Origin of the sequence: Bradyrhizobium sp. WBOS08, from assembly GCF_024585125.1 — a bacterium.
Classification (GTDB): Bacteria; Pseudomonadota; Alphaproteobacteria; order Rhizobiales; family Xanthobacteraceae; genus Bradyrhizobium; species Bradyrhizobium japonicum_B.
In genome coordinates this window covers 5,413,697-5,429,045 of record NZ_CP028988.1, presented here as the reverse complement: position 1 = coordinate 5,429,045, position 15,349 = coordinate 5,413,697, and the positions used below count along the sequence as shown (strand labels likewise).

At 65.1% G+C, this 15,349-nt stretch carries 16 protein-coding genes; 8 read left to right on the top strand and 8 right to left on the bottom strand.

All coding sequences use genetic code 11. The features are described from left to right. The first annotated feature begins 128 nt into the window (after positions 1-128). Together DCM80_RS25450 and DCM80_RS25445 are read left to right on the top strand one after the other, a co-directional pair. Positions 129-1,637: a bifunctional 3-(3-hydroxy-phenyl)propionate/3-hydroxycinnamic acid hydroxylase gene (locus DCM80_RS25450; RefSeq protein ID WP_257194241.1), complete on the top strand. Its 1,509-nt coding sequence runs from the start codon at positions 129-131 to the stop codon at positions 1,635-1,637. A gap of 26 nt (positions 1,638-1,663) precedes the next feature. Beyond that, positions 1,664-2,515, top strand: coding sequence for a fumarylacetoacetate hydrolase family protein (locus DCM80_RS25445; RefSeq protein WP_257194240.1), 852 nt, complete (start codon positions 1,664-1,666; stop codon positions 2,513-2,515). A gap of 18 nt (positions 2,516-2,533) precedes the next feature. Here DCM80_RS25445 and DCM80_RS25440 read toward each other — a convergent pair whose 3' ends face one another. Further along, positions 2,534-3,376, bottom strand: coding sequence for a hypothetical protein (locus DCM80_RS25440; protein WP_257194239.1), 843 nt, complete (start codon positions 3,374-3,376; stop codon positions 2,534-2,536). A gap of 213 nt (positions 3,377-3,589) precedes the next feature. On the opposite strand from DCM80_RS25440, the gene DCM80_RS25435 reads away from it, so the two are divergent. The 4 genes from DCM80_RS25435 to DCM80_RS25420 are packed head-to-tail and all read left to right on the top strand — an operon-like array spanning position 3,590 to position 7,960. Then, a complete protein-coding gene (locus tag DCM80_RS25435) occupies positions 3,590-4,474 on the top strand; it encodes an IclR family transcriptional regulator (RefSeq protein WP_257194238.1) in 885 nt (294 codons plus the stop codon). A 1-nt stretch (position 4,475) separates the two neighbouring features. Continuing rightward, the gene (locus DCM80_RS25430; RefSeq protein ID WP_257194237.1) at positions 4,476-5,672 is read left to right on the top strand and encodes a CaiB/BaiF CoA-transferase family protein; all 1,197 of its coding nucleotides are present in this window, start codon (positions 4,476-4,478) and stop codon (positions 5,670-5,672) included. Positions 5,673-5,729: 57 nt separating this feature from the next. After that, the gene (locus DCM80_RS25425; RefSeq protein WP_257194236.1) at positions 5,730-6,716 is read left to right on the top strand and encodes a tripartite tricarboxylate transporter substrate binding protein; all 987 of its coding nucleotides are present in this window, start codon (positions 5,730-5,732) and stop codon (positions 6,714-6,716) included. A 23-nt stretch (positions 6,717-6,739) separates the two neighbouring features. Next, positions 6,740-7,960 carry an ABC transporter substrate-binding protein gene (locus tag DCM80_RS25420; RefSeq protein ID WP_257194235.1) on the top strand — a complete coding sequence of 407 codons (1,221 nt, stop codon included), beginning with the start codon at positions 6,740-6,742 and terminating at the stop codon, positions 7,958-7,960. Between the two features lie 30 nt (positions 7,961-7,990). Here the strand turns inward: DCM80_RS25420 and DCM80_RS25415 are convergent, their stop codons facing one another. The 5 genes from DCM80_RS25415 to DCM80_RS25395 form a co-directional block, all read right to left on the bottom strand. Further along, on the bottom strand, positions 7,991-8,257 hold the full coding sequence (locus DCM80_RS25415; protein ID WP_257194234.1) for a hypothetical protein: 267 nt from the start codon (positions 8,255-8,257) through the stop codon (positions 7,991-7,993). Between the two features lie 124 nt (positions 8,258-8,381). Next, positions 8,382-8,879, bottom strand: coding sequence for a ferritin-like domain-containing protein (locus DCM80_RS25410; protein WP_257194233.1), 498 nt, complete (start codon positions 8,877-8,879; stop codon positions 8,382-8,384). 128 nt (positions 8,880-9,007) lie between these two features. Continuing rightward, positions 9,008-9,499 carry an SRPBCC family protein gene (locus DCM80_RS25405; RefSeq protein ID WP_257194232.1) on the bottom strand — a complete coding sequence of 164 codons (492 nt, stop codon included), beginning with the start codon at positions 9,497-9,499 and terminating at the stop codon, positions 9,008-9,010. Beyond that, positions 9,496-9,882, bottom strand: coding sequence for a helix-turn-helix transcriptional regulator (locus DCM80_RS25400; RefSeq protein WP_028136950.1), 387 nt, complete (start codon positions 9,880-9,882; stop codon positions 9,496-9,498). Before DCM80_RS25400 ends, DCM80_RS25405 begins: the two co-directional genes overlap by 4 nt. 84 nt (positions 9,883-9,966) lie before the next feature. Further along, positions 9,967-10,671: an SDR family oxidoreductase gene (locus tag DCM80_RS25395; protein WP_257194231.1), complete on the bottom strand. Its 705-nt coding sequence runs from the start codon at positions 10,669-10,671 to the stop codon at positions 9,967-9,969. 117 nt (positions 10,672-10,788) lie between these two features. On the opposite strand from DCM80_RS25395, the gene DCM80_RS25390 reads away from it, so the two are divergent. Then, the gene (locus DCM80_RS25390) at positions 10,789-11,628 is read left to right on the top strand and encodes a GNAT family N-acetyltransferase (RefSeq protein WP_257194230.1); all 840 of its coding nucleotides are present in this window, start codon (positions 10,789-10,791) and stop codon (positions 11,626-11,628) included. Between the two features lie 65 nt (positions 11,629-11,693). Here the strand turns inward: DCM80_RS25390 and DCM80_RS25385 are convergent, their stop codons facing one another. Both DCM80_RS25385 and DCM80_RS25380 read right to left on the bottom strand, forming a co-directional pair. Then, on the bottom strand, positions 11,694-12,137 hold the full coding sequence (locus DCM80_RS25385; RefSeq protein WP_257194229.1) for a hypothetical protein: 444 nt from the start codon (positions 12,135-12,137) through the stop codon (positions 11,694-11,696). Positions 12,138-13,650: 1,513 nt separating this feature from the next. Next, on the bottom strand, positions 13,651-14,223 hold the full coding sequence (locus DCM80_RS25380) for a hypothetical protein (protein WP_257180489.1): 573 nt from the start codon (positions 14,221-14,223) through the stop codon (positions 13,651-13,653). Between the two features lie 392 nt (positions 14,224-14,615). Between DCM80_RS25380 and DCM80_RS25375 the strand changes: the two genes are divergently transcribed. Further along, positions 14,616-15,275 (top strand): peroxiredoxin, encoded by a 660-nt coding sequence (locus DCM80_RS25375; RefSeq protein WP_257194228.1) that lies wholly within the window; start codon positions 14,616-14,618, stop codon positions 15,273-15,275. Positions 15,276-15,349 lie beyond the last annotated feature (74 nt).

Genomic DNA, 15,349 nt, shown 5'->3' with positions numbered 1-15,349 from the left:
AGTGCTTAGCGCCATCGTCGAATTGTCCGGCTGGTGGACAGTGGGAGAAGGTGGGACCGGCGTCCGCTGGGCGGACACTTTGGCCGGCGGCGTTGATGCTGCGGCGCAGCTCGGGAAAGAGATAACCCATGCAAGATAGCTCCACCCCCGAAGACTTCGACGTCGTGATCGTCGGCCGCGGCCCGGTCGGCGCCACGCTCGTCAACCTGCTTGGCCTGTGCGGCGTGCGCACGCTGGTGCTGGAGCGCGAGGCGCGGACCTATCATTTGCCGCGCGCGGTGCATTTCGACGACGAGTGCATGCGCGTGTTCCAGACCATCGGCCTGGCCGACGCCATCCTGCCGCACGTGATCCTGAGCCCGGGGATGCTGTTTCTCGACGCCGAGGGCCGCATGCTGCTGGACTGGTCGCGTCCGCAGACGCTGACCCCAATGGGCTGGCATCTCAGCTACCGCTTCCACCAGCCCGATCTGGAGGATGTCCTGATCGGCGGCCTCTGTCGCTGGCCGCACGTTGCCTTGCGCAATCGCTGCGACGTCTTCGCGCTCGATCAGGACGAACGTGGCGTGCGCGTCCGCTATGAAGACCTCTCGACCGGAGAACTCAAGGAAGTCCACGCAGCCTATGTGATCGGCTGCGACGGCGCCCGCTCGCTGGTCCGCCGCTTCATCGGCTCCGGCATGCACGATCTCGGTTTCCACGAGCGTTGGCTGGTCATCGACGTGCTGCTCAAGCGCGCGCGCGACGATCTCGGCGACTACAGCCTGCAGCATTGCGATCCCGCGCGCCCCGCGACCTATGTGCGCGGCACCGGCACGCGGCGGCGCTGGGAGATCACGATCCTGCCGGACGAGGATTCCCAGGAGGTCGTGCAGACTGCAAAGGTCTGGAACCTGCTGTCGCGCTGGATCACGCCGGACGATGCCGAGATCGAGCGCGCTGCGGTCTACACCTTTCATTCCGCGATCGCCCAGCAATGGCGGAATGGACGCTTGCTGCTCGCGGGCGATTCCGCACACCAGACCCCGCCATTCCTCGGCCAGGGGATGTGCGCGGGCATCCGCGATGCCGCGAACCTCGCCTGGAAGCTCGACGCCGTCATCCGGGGCGGCGCCGGGTCCGAGCTGCTCGACACCTATCAAAGCGAGCGCCTGCCGCATGTGCGCGAATTCATCGAGCTCGCCATTCGCCTCGGCGGATTGATCAACACCAAGGCGATCGAAGAGGGCCTGGCTGCGGGCGAGCCCCGCGAGAACGCGCCGGTGAAGCTCGAGGTGAAGAAGCCCAAGCTCGGCCCCGGGCTGGCATCGCGCGAGGTGCCTCTCGCCGGAGACCTGGCGCCGCAGTTCGAGCTGCGGGACGGCAGCCGCAGCGACGACCAGGTCGGCTACAGCCACGTGCTGTTGGTCGCAAACGCGCCCGCCCTCTCCGCACGCCCGGCGCTTGCCCAGACAGGACTCAAGATCCTGAGCGGCGATGACGCACCGGCCATCGGCGACTGGCTGCGCAAGCACGACATCATCGCCGCGCTCGTACGCCCCGACCGCTATGTGCGCGGCACCGCCCGTAACGACGCCGAGCTTGACCAGTTGATCGCCGCCGTCCAGCCTTTAACCTGCGTGCCGTCCGCGGCCTGACGCAACATTTTCCCAGGGATGATCTCATGAAGCTGCTTTCTTTCATCGCCGACGGCCGCACCTCGTTCGGCGCCGCCGAGGACAATGGCGTCGTCGATCTCGGCACCCGGATGACGGGCTGCACGACGCTGCGGCAATTGCTCGAAACCGGCGGCGTGGCCGCGGCGGCAAAGCTGGTCGCGTCCACGGCGCCCGATCATCCGCTCGACCGCATCACCTTCCTTCCCCTCATCCCCGATCCCGGCAAGATCATCTGCGTCGGCCTCAACTATCGGGACCACGTCGTGGAGACGGGCCGTACCGTCACCGAGAAGCCGGCGCTGTTCGCGCGCTTTGCCTGCAGCCAGGTCGGCCATCTCCGGCCGATCGTGAAGCCGAAGGTGAGCGACGATTTCGACTATGAAGGCGAGCTCGCGCTGGTCATCGGCAAGCAGGGCCGCCACATCCCTGCTGACCGCGCGCTCGGCCACGTCGCCGGCTATTCCTGCTACAATGAAGGCAGCGTCCGCGACTGGCAGCGCCACACCAGCCAGTTCCTGTCCGGCAAGACCTTTGCCGAGAGCGGCAGCTTCGGTCCCTGGCTGGTGACGGCGGACGAGATTCCCGATCCGTCAAAGCTCAGCTTGCAGACGCGCCTGAACGGCACCGTGGTGCAGGACACCACCACCGATCTCCTGATCACCGCCATCCCCGAGTTGATCGCCTACATCTCCACCATCTGCCCGCTCGACCCCGGCGACGTCATCGTGACGGGCACGCCCGGCGGCGTCGGTGCCAGGCGCACGCCGCCCTTGTGGATGCGCCCGGGCGACATTGTCGAGGTCGAGATTTCCGGCATCGGAATCTTGCGCAACACGGTCATCGCCGAGCCGGCCTGACCAGGGCTCGGCAATCGTTCACGCCAGGTAGAGCGCCAGATAGCCCTGCATCGCATAGAGCGCGCAGAGCGCGAGGCTCGACCACACCGCGGCGCTGAAATACAGGAACATCCAGGTCAGCTCGCCCTTCCAATGCGCGATGTCGTGGGTCACCACCCAGCGCGTCGAGACGTCATGCAGCCCTTCGAGGAAGCCGAGGAATGTGTTGCCCTCTTCATGCCCTGCCCGCCAGCGGCTGAGATACATGGGAACGTCGACGGTGACGAGGAAGGCGAGGAAGCAGGCGATGCCGACGATGCCCGACATCAGCGCCCAGCGCACCAAGCCCTGGAATTCCGGCATCAGGCGGCACAACGCGATGCCGGCGAGGAAGAAGGTCACCGCCCACAGCGAGTTCTCGATCGCGTTGTAGAGGAAGTTGGTCGTCACCACCGCGTACCAGGAGAAGCACTCCGCGATGATGATGATCGGCACGATCACGAGCGCGATGTTCACCGCGGTCTCAGCACCAGTCATCTTGCCGAGCTGATGCAGGATGATGGCCCATTGCGCCACGAAGCAGAGCTCGGCCACGGTCGCGACCGTCCGGCCGACCACGACGCTCGACAGCCAGGTGTCGAACAGGCAGATGCGCTGCACGTCGGCGCGCGGCAGGAACGAGCGGAAGGCGCAGCCGAACACATAGCCGGCGCAGAGCAGGAACATCAGCCCGATGTCCGAGCCGCCGCTGAGATTGCCCGACGACGTCGGGTAGAACTCGCGGTACAGCATGAACCAGACCAGGATATTGGCGCCGCTCACAAGCGTGAGAGATCCCCACCACCACGCGAGGGGATTTGATCGCGCCTGCCACTGCAACATGAGCCGCTCCGCAAATAATCGATCTGACATGTCGTCGTAAGAATCCTGTCACAAGACGGCGTGCAATCACGACAAAAATCTGTGTGCTGGCTCTGTCGCGCGCGCTTTCCAGCGGAACGTCCGGCTCGGCACATCTGTCCACATATCGGACAATTTCGTCAGGATCGTCGAATTTATTGGACAGCACTGATCGCCCCGTCTGATAGTTCGGTTATGGCGCCAACAGACTCATCCAAGCCACGACATCCGCTCTCCTCTGCCGCCGCCGTGCTGGCGGAGAGCGCCGATGACGCCGCCTTCTCCACGACGCTGGCAAAGGGCCTCGTCGTGCTCGAAGCGTTCAGGGCCGGGAGCACGTTGCTGGGCAACATGGAGCTGTCGACGCTGACGGGCATCCCGCGGCCGACGGTCGCGCGGCTCACCCACACGCTGGCCGAGCTCGGCTACCTCCGCTACGACGCCGAGCGGGCCAAGTATCGTGTCGGTGCGCGGGCGCTGCGGATCGCGCATCCTCTGCTCGCCGGGATGCAGTTCCGCCAGGTGGCGCGGCCGATGATGCAGGAGCTGGCGCTCAGCGTCCGCGGCACGGTTTCGATCGGCCTGCTCGACGCCACCTCGATGATCTATGTCGAGACCGCACGCTCCGGCGACGTCGGACCGCACGTGCCCGACATCGGCATGCCGATTCCCGTGGTGCTGACCGCGATGGGACGCGCGGCGGCGGCAACTCTGCCGGCGGCCGATGCCGACCGGCTCGAGCGGAACATCGCCGCCGAAGACGCCGAGCTATGGTCGGCCTTGCGCGACAAGTACCGCGCCGGGATCGCGCAATGCAGAAGCCGCGGCTTCTGCACCTGCTGGGGCGAGTACATGGCCTCGATCCATGCGGTCGCGGCGCCACTGTTTCACGCCGGCGAATCGAAGCAGTCGTTCTCGATCAATTGCGGCATCCCGGCGTTCCGCCTCCAGCCGGGCCAGCTGGAAGCCGAGATCGGTCCGCGCATCGCGGCGCTCGCCGACAGCATCCGCGCCATCGTCGGGCAGGCCGAGCTCGCGCCGACGCGCAAGACCAAGAAGATCGCAAGGACCGGGGCGTGACATGGCTGGACCGCTCGAAGGATTGAAGGTTCTCGACATCGCGACCATCATCGCAGCGCCCTTCGCCGCAACGCTGCTGGCCGATTACGGCGCCGAGGTGCTCAAGATCGAGATGCCGGGCCAAGGTGACGGCGTACGGTCGTTTCCGCCGTTCAAGGACGGCAAGCCGCTGTGGTGGAAAGCGGCCAATCGCAACAAGAAGTTTGCCACGCTCGATCTGCGCACGCAGGAAGGACTTGCGCTGTTCAAGCAGCTGCTTCCGCGCTTCGACGTGCTGATCGAGAATTTCCGTCCGGGAACGCTGGATCGCTGGGGCTTGTCCAAGGAGGTGCTGTGGTCGATCCAGCCGCGCCTCGTGATCCTGCGCGCCACCGCCTTCGGACAGGATGGCCCCTATCGCGAGCGGCCCGGCTTTGCCCGCATCTTCGAGGCCATGGGCGGGCTCACCTACATCACGGGCGAGCGCGAGGGCGAGCCGACCCATCCGGGATACCCGATCGGGGATTCGATCGGCGGCCTGTTCGGCGCGGTCGGCGTGCTCGCGGCGCTGTGGAAACGGGCACGAGACCCCAATGCCCCCGGCGAGGAGATCGATCTTTCGCTGACCGAAGCCACTTTCCGTCTGCTCGACGTTCTCGCCATCGAGCACGATCAGCTCGGCGCGGTTCGAGAGCGGATCGGCAACGCCAACGGCTATTCGGCGCCGGCCGCCGTGTTTCGCACCAGCGACGGTCACTGGGTGACGCTCGCAGGCTCGACCAACGCACTGTTTGCAGCGAACTGCCGGGCGATCGAGCGGCCCGACCTCATCGATGACCCGCGTTTTGCTACCAACGACCGCCGCGTCAAGCACGCCTCCGAGCTCAACGACATTTTCGCCGGCTGGTGCGCCGCCCATCCCCTCGATGAGGTGCTCGCGAGATTCAATGCCGCGCAGGGAACGCTCGCCCCGATCTATTCGATCGACCAGATCGCCGACGATCCGCAAGTGAAGGCGCGCGAGGTCATCACCCGCGTAGCCGACCGCGATTTCGGCACGGTTGCCATGGCCAACGTCGTTCCCCGCTTCAGCGTCGATCCGACGCGAATGCGTCACGCCGCAGGCGACGTCGGCCAGGACAATGACGAGGTCTTTCGGGACTGGCTTGGCCTGTCGGAACAGGAGATCGAACGGCTCACCCAACGAAAGGTGATCTGACGTCGCAGTAAGACCAACGACACAAGAAGACCAACGACAAAAGGGAGGACGAATACGGTGGCATCATTCAAGGTCACACGCCGAATCCTGCTGGGCACGATCGCAGGCGGCCTCGCAGCAGGATCAGGCCTGGCAGCGCATGCCGAGGACGCCTGGCCGTCGCGCCTGGTGCGGCTGATCTCGCCTTACGGCCCCGGCGGCTCCAACGACATCTCGCTGCGCCTGCTCGCCGAAGAGTTCGGCCGCAGTCTGCGTCAGCAGTTCATCGTCGAGAACAAGCCCGGTGCCGGCACCCGCATCGCCAACGACATGGTCGCCCATGCGCCCGGCGACGGCTACACGCTTCTGTATGCCGCGGCCCCCTACGCCACCGCCGAGGCACTGTTCGGCAAGCTGACCTATGACCGCAAGGAACTGCAGCCGGTCGCCATGGTCGTGGTCGCGCCGCTGTTTCTCATCATCAGCGCGGACGCACCGTTCAAGACGCTTCCCGAACTGGTCGCCTACGGCAAATCGAAGCCCGACGGGCTGACCTTCGCCTCTCCCGGCGCGGGCTCGCAGCCGCACCTGGCCGGAGAGCTGCTGTTCCGCGACGCCGGCGTCAAGGGCCTCAACATCCCGTTCCGGGGCGATGCCGCCTCCTACACCGAGCTGCTCGCCGGCCGCGTCGATGCCACGCTGACGGCGCTGCCGACCGCCCTGCCTTACATCCAGAGCGGCAAGTTCATCGTGCTCGGCGTCGCCTCGCCCGAGCGCAGCGCGCTCTATCCGCAGGCGCCGACCTTGCGCGAGCAGGGTTTCCCGAACGTCGCGGCCGCCGGCTGGTACGGCTTCATGGCGCCGGCGACGACGCCGCGCGCGATCGTCGACAAGTTCCAGGCCGAAGTCCTGCGTGCGCTCGCCGAGCCGGCCATCAAGGACAAGCTGACGGCCCAAGGCCTCGAAGTGCGCGCCGGCACCGCCGCCGAGTTCGGCAAGTTCATCGATGCCGAGACGCAGAAATGGACCAAGCTGATCCGCGATGCCGGGCTCAAGGGCGAATGACAATGTGCGAACAGGGCATGAAAATGAAGAACCGTCTTCTCGAACGCATCGCCGCCTCCGCCCTCGCTCTGGCGCTGTCGATCGCACAGGCGCACGCGCAGAAGAAATACGATCCCGGCGCCTCCGACACCGCGATCAAGGTCGGACAGACCGTGCCGCTGAGCGGGCCCGCCTCGGCCTACGCGGTGATCGGCAAGACCCAGGCGGCCTATATGAGGATGATCAACGACCAGGGCGGCGTGAACGGGCGCAAGATCGATCTGATCCAGTATGACGACGCCTATTCGCCGCCGAAGACGGTCGAGCAGGTCCGCAAGCTGGTCGAAAGCGACGAGGTGCTGCTGACGTTCCAGATCATCGGCACCGCGCCGAACGTCGCCGTGCAGAAATATCTCAACGCCAAGAAGATCCCGCAGCTGTTCGCGGCCACCGGCGCGGCCCGCTTCACCGATCCCAAGAACTTTCCCTGGACCATGGGCTTCAACCCCTCCTACCTCGTCGAGGGCCGGATCTACGCGCAATATCTCCTGAAGAACCATCCGAACGCCAAGATCGGCGTGCTCTTCCAGAACGACGACCTCGGCAAGGATTATCTCGCCGGCCTCAAGGCGGGCCTCGGCGACAAGGCGAAGATGGTGGTGGCCGAGACCTCCTACGAGATCTCAGAACCGACCATCGACTCGCAGATCCTGCGCTTGAAGGACGCCGGCGCCGACGTGCTGTTCAGCGCCACGACGCCGAAGCAGGCGGCGCAGGCGATCAAGAAGGTCGCCGAGATCGGCTGGAAGCCGCTGCACATCATCGACATCAACGCCTCCTCGCTCAGCGCCGTGCTGAAGCCGGCGGGTCTGGACAATTCCAAGGGCGTCATCAGCGTCGGTTACGTCAAGGATGCCGCCGATCCCGAATGGAAGGACGATGCCGGCATGAAGCGCTACCTCGCCTTTATGGCGAAATACTATCCCGAGGGCGACAGGGATTCGAACCTGAACGTCTACGGCTACATCACCGCCCAGCTGCTGGTGCAGGTGCTGAAGCAATGCGGCGACGATCTGACCCGTGAGAACGTCATGCGGCAGGCCGCGAGCCTCAGGGACGTCGTGCTCGATCTGACGCTTCCCGGAATCTCCGTCACGACGACGCCGACCGACTACCGCGTCAACAAGCAGTTCCAGATGGTGCAGTTCGACGGCCAGCGCTGGCAGAAGCTCGGAGACATCGTGTCGGACGAGGCGAAGGAGTGAGGCGGCGAGACGCTCGCTTGGGCGCGGCGCTCAACGTTCGCCGACACGGCGTCCGCCGCTGCCGATCAGGCGGTCGCTCTCCTCGACATGGTTCTGGTATTGAACGATGGCGCGGTTGGCCATGAGGATCCGGTTCGTCTGCCCCTCCTCGACCATTCCGGTGATGCGCTGCGCCAGGAACACGCACGCCTCGAACTCATCGCGGATGGCGCCCGAGCGGTCGAGAAAGTCCCAGGCAATCTCGTAAGCCTGCTCTGCGGCGGGATTGCGATAGTCGCTGAAGATAATGCGCGTCATGACTGCCAAAGCCGAAGCGCGCCGATCGTTCCTATCGGCCGAGGCACGGCCAAGCCGCGGGCGGGAAAGCCACCGGCGGCCGAGGCGCGCCGGTGGTTCGATCCTGGCGAACGACGCAAGAGAGCTACGCCGCCTGGCGCTGATGCGTCAGGTACTCCATGGTCACCTTCTCGACATTGGAGTCGATCCAGGAGGCCATGCGCTGCTCTTCCTTCAGCGAGGCTTCGAGCAGCGGCTTGGCTTCTGGCGCCCCAGCCGGCCCGCAGAGCGTCAGGAGCGACTTGTAAGCCGCAATCTCGAAATTCTCGAACGCGTTGTTGGCGAACGTGTTCTTGAGGATCTCGTCGCCGGCAACCGAATGCGCCATCGCCATCATGTTGGCCATCACCGACTGCGCCGTGTCCTTCAGGCTGGACGTGCTCTCGCCGCAGGATTCGAGGCATTTTTCCAGCCGCCTCAGCTGTTCATTGGTCTCCTGAAGATGCGCCGTGACCTTCGCCTTGACTTCCGGATATTCGTCCAGCCGTTCCGACTGGCGCTCCATCAACTCTCGCGCCTGCACTTCCATCGCATGCGCATTGCGTAGTCCGACCACGAACGTGTCGCGGGCTTCGTTAGCCATTGTGGTGTCCTCCGTATGGGTTGGCTCGTTCGCGCAACCCGCCAGTCGGACAGATCGTTCCTATCGACCGCGCTTTCGGCGTAGGTGAGAACGGTCCCGGCATGTTCCGCGCCGGGACCGCATTGTTTTCACCGCTTCATGGCCGCCACATAAGCCGTGAGCTTGTCCAGCGTCTGATAGCCGTATTCGACGGCGCCGAAGCCGATCATGCCGTCGCGCTGCTCGGTGCTCGAGGCCAGCTGGCGCATCATCAGCACGGTCTTGCCGTTGCTCTGCTCGGCAAAGGTGACGGTGAAGCGGAACATGCCGGGATCGTCGTCCTGGTCGTGGCCGTGATCCATCTCCATCAGGGACGGCCGCTCGATGCGGCGGAAGCGCATCCGGTTCGGATAGACCGTGCCGTCGGGGCCGATCATGTTGAAGCGCCAGACGCCGCCGACGCGCACGTCGATCTCGAAGGTCTCGACCTTGAACCCCTTCGGCCCGAACCATTGCGGCAGATGCTTCGGATCGGACCAGGCCTCGAACACCAGATCGCGCGGCGCGTCGATCACGCGCGACATCACGATCTCGCGGTCGAGCGACCATTGCGACAAAGCGGGATTGGCTGATTTCGTCATGACTCAGAACCTTTCCGTCTGGTTGTTCGGGACGGCCGCTTGGCGGCCGCCCTCTCTTTCTTGAGCTTCATCACGTAGGCTTCGAAGCGGTCCAGCCGCGCCTCCCAGATCGCGCGCTGCTGCTGGAACCAGTCCTCGGCGCCGAGCAGCGCATCCGGACTGAGGCGGCAGGTGCGCACACGGCCGGTCTTCTCCGACAGAACGAGCCCGCTCGTCTCCAGCACATGGATGTGTTTCATGAAGCTCGGCAGCGCCATGTCGAAGGGATCGGCGAGCTCGCCGACCGAAGCCTCGCCGGCGCACAGCCGCATCACGATCGCCCGCCGGGTCGGATCGGCAAGCGCTGCGAAAACCTGGTCGAGGCGGGTCAATTGGTTAGCCATGAAGCTAACTATAGCGCCGCAGCTGGGCGCCGTCAATAATAGTTAGCTCACAAGCTAAGTAATTTCAGAGGCGCAGCGGCAGCCTCAGACCGAGCGCGTCATGCCGCCGTCCACGCGGATGTTCTGGCCGGTGATATAGGCGGCGCCGTCAGAGGCCAGGAACGAGATCGTCGCCGCAATCTCCTCCACCTTGCCGTAGCGCTTCAGCGGCACGCTGTCGCGGCGCGCCTCCTGCTGCGGCAGGCTGTCGATCCAGCCCGGCAAGACGTTGTTCATGCGGATGTTGTCGGCCGCATGGGTGTCGGTGAAGATCTTCGTGAAGGCGGCAAGGCCGGCGCGGAACACCGCCGAGGTCGGGAACATCGCGCTGGGCTCAAACGCCCATGCGGTCGAGATGTTGATGATGGCGCCGCCCTTCTGTGCCTGCATCAGCGGCGTCACCAGCCGCGTCGGGCGGATCACGTTCAGCAGATAAGTGTCGAGGCCGGCGTGCCATTGCTCGTCGGTGATCTCCGTGATGGGAGCGCGCGGCCCGTGACCGGCGCTGTTGACGAGCACGTCGATCCGTCCCCACTTCGCCATGGCACCGTCGACGAGACGCTTGAGGTCGTCGTTCTCCTTGTTCGAGCCGGTGACGCCGAACCCGCCGAGCTCGGCGGCCAGCGCCTCGCCCTTGCCGGAGGACGACAGGATCGCGACGTGAAATCCATCCGCGGCCAGCCGCCGCGCAGCCCCTGCCCCCATGCCGCTGCCGCCGGCGGTAACGAGCGCAACCTTCTCTGCTGCCATGAACCATCATCCCCTTGAGTTGAGGCGAGCCGCAGGCTCGGCCTATCATGCGGCCTTCTACAGCCAGACCTGTCGGCAGGTCCATGGTCGAGGGACGCATCCGATGAGCAACGCGCGATGAATGACTTGCAGATCCGCAATCTGCGCCCCGAGGAAATCTCCCTCGCCGTCGACTGGGCCGCGGCCGAGGGCTGGAATCCCGGCCGCTACGATGCCGCCTGCTTCGCAATCCCCGACGCGCAGGGTTTCTTCGTCGGCGAGATCGATGGCGAGCCGGCCGCAACCGTCTCCTGCGTCAATTATGACGACCGCTTTGCCTTCCTCGGGTTCTATATCGTGCGTGCAGACCTTCGCGGCTCCGGCCACGGCCTGAGGATCTGGAACACGGCGATCGCGCATGCGGGCTCCCGCGTGATCGGGCTCGACGGCGTGGTGGCGCAGCAGGACAATTACAGGAAGTCCGGGTTCCAGCTCGCTTATGCCAACATCCGCTATGGCGGCGTCGTCGCCGCGCCCGTGAAGCCGCCAGCCGATGTCGTCGCACTCGACACGATCCCGTTTGCGCTCGTGGAAGCCGACGACACCACCGTCTTCCCGGCGCGGCGCAGCGCCTTCCTGCGCGCCTGGATCAACACGCCAGGCCATGTCGGCCGCGCGCTCTTGCGCGACGGCAAGCTGGCGGCCTGGGGCGTGATCCGGCCGTGCCGGACCGGCTCCAAGATCGGCCCGCTGGTCGCCGACGATCGCACGGCGGCGGAGGCGATCGTGCAGGCCCTGCTGGCAAGCGCGGATGGCGAGGTGTTTCTCGACGTCCCCGCCGTCAATCGCGAGGCCATTGCGTTCGCGGAGGCGCTCGGGCTCAAGCCGGTGTTCGAGACGGCGCGGATGTACACCGGCGCGATCCCGCCGCTGCGCATCGATCGCGTCTTCGGCGTGTGCAGCTTCGAGCTCGGCTAAAGCTTTGCGCATGATCCGTTTCGGAAAACCGCTGCGCGGTTTTCCGGATCATGTCTTGGCACCGCTCAGTAGCAGCGCGTGATGTTGACCGTGTGCTCGCTGCCGCCGCGGCCGGGCACCCTCACCTGCTCCGTCGGGCAGCTCGGCACGTAGGGCCGGTCGGACGGCACGACGTTCGGCGGGAAACGATGCGTCCAATCCCAGGGAACGTCATACGTGTAGGTGTAGCGCACGTCGGCGGAGAGCGACTGGGCGATATCGACGAAAGACTGGCTGTTGCCGCCGCTGTCGCGGAAGAAGCCGCCGCCGGGCCAGTAGACGAAGGGGGTGTTGCGCCGGTGGAACCGGGCGCCCGGCGCGATGGGCGGACGCGCGATCGCGCCGGACGGCGCCGCACTCAGCCCGTGCGGCGCAGCGCCGCCGGGTTGAGCAGAACTATCGCTGAGACCAAGGAGCAGCGCGGCTGCGCTGAGCGAGGCGAGCATCGCCCCATATGATCTGGACATCATGATACGCACCAACTCGTTTGGCTTCGGCGGCTCCCCACAGCTACGCTAGGCCGGGCCGTCGCCCAGCCGCAAACGTATAATTAATTATTGGTTAAGGCACGGGATTAGCCGGGGAACCGGTGCGGCAAAGAGCGCCGGACGGGCGCCGGTGGGCATTCCGTTCCGAAAAATGCGTCTCATAATCAGTTGATCGGAGTTGATCCCATCCGCGGCCAGGTTCCGGAACGCTCCCTGACCGGCCGCTATCGCTGGTAGAGCCGCGAACACGCGAGGCCACCTACGTCGGACGGTGGGCCTTTTTGCGTCGGCCTCCGACGGCTCCGGATCGAACGTCCTCCCCAAGCCCTTGCGCTATCCGACGGCAAAACACCCAGCCCTCGGTCAATCCACGCCGCTGAAAATATTCCACTTTACCGAATTTCGGAAATGACGTATGTGTCGCGCAACCCGGCCCAAGGAAAAGGGGCGTATCGCGATCGTCACGAACGCGGGCCGGGCGGCGGTGGACGCCGATGCATTGGCGCGAAAGGTTTCGCAGGGCGGGCAACTGTGAGCGAAACGTCTCGCGCACACGACCGGTGCGATCGGCGTACGGCAAAATCGTGTGGTCCTGGCGCCCGGGGTCTGTGCGCCAAGTGTTGCGGTGATGTGGCGGCCCGACCGGGCCCGCGCATCAGCCATCCGCAAGGCGACGGGGGCAATAGTGCAACGCTCCCCGGGGAGAGCACGACATAAGCCGTTCCAACCACTGCGCAGGGAAGGCCGGGATGTCTCCGGTTGCCCTGTTCTCCGCTATGCAGCAGCACACGCAGTCTGCCCTTGGCATGGCGGTCCATGGGAGCTACCGGCTCCCGGCCTTCCCTGCGCCCTCTTTCAACTCAGAGGGCGAAGCGACAAGCAAAGCTCGGGCGAACAAGCCGCGAGGACGCGACCCCATGTCAATCATTCACCACTCTCGTGCCCCGGACGCAGCCGCAGCACCCTCTTCGGCGATGCGCTGCAGAGCCGGGGCCCATGCATCAGCGAATGTGCGGCCTGCTGGGTCCCGGCTCCGCGCAGCAGCGCAAGAGCGCTGCAGCGCGTCCGGGACACGCAATTCATGCATTGCCGCTCCACACGCCGTCATTGCGAGCGCAGCGAAGCAATCCAGAATCTTTCCGCGGCGGCAGTCTGGATTGCTTCGCTGCGCTCGCAATGACGAGGATGAGAGAGCGGTGCATCAACTCACGCTCGTGCCCCGGACGCTACGCAGCACGAAGTGATGCGCTGCAGAGCCGGGGCCCATGCGTCAGCAAGTGCCGTGGCCTGCTGGGTCCCGGCTCCGCGCAGCAGCGCAAGAGCGCTGCAGCGCGTCCGGGAAACGCGAGAGACGCGCGCAATCACCACACGCTCCGTCGGCCTCGAGCAGGACGCCGGCACAGAAAAAACGGCGGGGACATGCCCCCGCCGTTCGATCGCGTCTTCATCAGACACGCGCGGATGTTACATGCCCGAGTCTTACATGCAAAAAGTCTTACATGCCGATGTCGAACACGTTCGGCAATTGGCCCGCCAGCGGCAGCGCGGTGGCGCCGAGGAAGGTCGCCACCATCGCCATCAGGCGACGGTTGTTGTGGCGCTTGCCGCGCATCTGGCCGGCGATCCACTCCAGCATCTCGCTGTTGACCTTGGAGGCATAGGACGGCGCCCAGCTCTCGATCTCGGTATCGGCCGACAGCGCGACGCTGCGCGGCGGCACCTTCAGGCCGGAGGCGCTGGCGGCATAATGAGCAACGGCCTTGGCGAGCAAATCGTCGAAGCGGCCGCCATCGCTGCGCTCGGTCGCGGCCTCGTTGATCTCGAACAGGACTTCGGCCTCGGCGCGGCTGACCGGCTGGTCGTTGACGGCGGTGGCCGTCAGGATCCGCGTGCACCAGGCGGTGTCATCGGCATCGAGCGAACGGGAGAAGTGCACCCTTCCCTTGGTGGTCGGCCCCTCCCCGGTGATCACGCCGTCACGCACGATGGAGAGTGCATGGGCCGCGGTATCGCGGCAGGACGGTTCGAGGGACGAGGGCTCGACAGATTTAGGCGCAGCGGCAGACATAGTTCACTTCCAGACTTCTCTGACCGGCCAGCATTTTCATGCCGGCGTAAAGGGGTGGTTAACGATTCGATACGGCGATCGCGACTTTTCGAGATGGTTGCCAATTGGTCGCTGTCAGAACCGTTTTGGTTCTCGGACGCGCCGGGCGAGCGTGATGGAAGTCATAAAAGGCATTATCGGGGCGAGCGAGACCGTGCGCCCCCGGGTGGAGATGTTTCGCCGCAGGCGCCGCTGTAACAATAAGTTGCTAGGAAATCGGGCCTTCAAGGAAGGAATTCACATTTTACTCGAACCGGTTCAGCGGGCGTTCACTTGGTCTGGCAAGGCCCCTATAATGTGAGTGACGGCCAGAGAAGAATTTCCCAGTTAGTTCAATGCGATGAGGTAAAATCATGACACTCCCGATCGGCGCCACCGCACCCGACTTCGAAGCCGAGACCACCGAAGGGAAGATCAAGTTCCACGACTGGATCGGCAACAGCTGGGCGCTCCTGTTCTCGCACCCCAAGGACTTCACGCCGGTTTGCACGACCGAGCTCGGCGCCCTCGCCAGGTTGAAGCCGGAATTCGACAAGCGCGGCGTCAAGCTGATGGGCCTCTCGGTCGACCCGGTCGACAACCATGCGCGCTGGTCAGAGGACATCAAGGAGACGCAAGGCGCAGCGCCGAACTACCCGATGATCGGCGACACCGATTACAACGTCTCGAAGCTCTACGGCATGCTGCCGGCCGCGGTCTCGGGCGATCCCCTCAAGCGCACCGCCGCCGACAACCAGACCGTCCGCAACGTCTTCATCATCGGGCCCGACAAGAAGATCAAGCTGGTGCTGGTCTATCCGATGACCACGGGCCGGAACTTCCAGGAGATCCTGCGCGTCATCGACTCGCTGCAGCTCACCGCCAAGCATCGCGTCGCGACCCCTGCCGACTGGACCCAGGGCGACGACGTCATCATCGCAGGCTCGGTCTCCAACGACGAGGCCAAGACGATCTACCCGCAGGGCTGGAAAGAGCCGAAGCCCTACCTGCGCATCGTGCCGCAGCCGAAATAGTCGACAGTCATTCCGGAGCGGTTCGAAGGACCGAGCCCGGAATCTCGAGATCCCGGGTTCGGTGCTTCGCACCG

Excerpts from the sequence above, each read along its gene's own strand:
- DCM80_RS25445 (WP_257194240.1), top strand. The coding sequence starts at position 1,664 with ATGAAGCTGCTTTCTTTCATCGCCGACGGCCGCACCTCGTTCGGCGCC.
- DCM80_RS25400 (WP_028136950.1), bottom strand. The coding sequence starts at position 9,882 with ATGGCTAACCAATTGACCCGCCTCGACCAGGTTTTCGCAGCGCTTGCC.
- DCM80_RS25420 (WP_257194235.1), top strand. The coding sequence starts at position 6,740 with ATGAAGAACCGTCTTCTCGAACGCATCGCCGCCTCCGCCCTCGCTCTG.
- DCM80_RS25415 (WP_257194234.1), bottom strand. The coding sequence starts at position 8,257 with ATGACGCGCATTATCTTCAGCGACTATCGCAATCCCGCCGCAGAGCAG.
- DCM80_RS25405 (WP_257194232.1), bottom strand. The coding sequence starts at position 9,499 with ATGACGAAATCAGCCAATCCCGCTTTGTCGCAATGGTCGCTCGACCGC.
- DCM80_RS25375 (WP_257194228.1), top strand. The coding sequence starts at position 14,616 with ATGACACTCCCGATCGGCGCCACCGCACCCGACTTCGAAGCCGAGACC.
- DCM80_RS25385 (WP_257194229.1), bottom strand. The coding sequence starts at position 12,137 with ATGATGTCCAGATCATATGGGGCGATGCTCGCCTCGCTCAGCGCAGCC.
- DCM80_RS25410 (WP_257194233.1), bottom strand. The coding sequence starts at position 8,879 with ATGGCTAACGAAGCCCGCGACACGTTCGTGGTCGGACTACGCAATGCG.
- DCM80_RS25440 (WP_257194239.1), bottom strand. The coding sequence starts at position 3,376 with ATGTTGCAGTGGCAGGCGCGATCAAATCCCCTCGCGTGGTGGTGGGGA.
- DCM80_RS25395 (WP_257194231.1), bottom strand. The coding sequence starts at position 10,671 with ATGGCAGCAGAGAAGGTTGCGCTCGTTACCGCCGGCGGCAGCGGCATG.
- DCM80_RS25435 (WP_257194238.1), top strand. The coding sequence starts at position 3,590 with ATGGCGCCAACAGACTCATCCAAGCCACGACATCCGCTCTCCTCTGCC.
- DCM80_RS25430 (WP_257194237.1), top strand. The coding sequence starts at position 4,476 with ATGGCTGGACCGCTCGAAGGATTGAAGGTTCTCGACATCGCGACCATC.
- DCM80_RS25390 (WP_257194230.1), top strand. The coding sequence starts at position 10,789 with ATGAATGACTTGCAGATCCGCAATCTGCGCCCCGAGGAAATCTCCCTC.
- DCM80_RS25450 (WP_257194241.1), top strand. The coding sequence starts at position 129 with ATGCAAGATAGCTCCACCCCCGAAGACTTCGACGTCGTGATCGTCGGC.
- DCM80_RS25380 (WP_257180489.1), bottom strand. The coding sequence starts at position 14,223 with ATGTCTGCCGCTGCGCCTAAATCTGTCGAGCCCTCGTCCCTCGAACCG.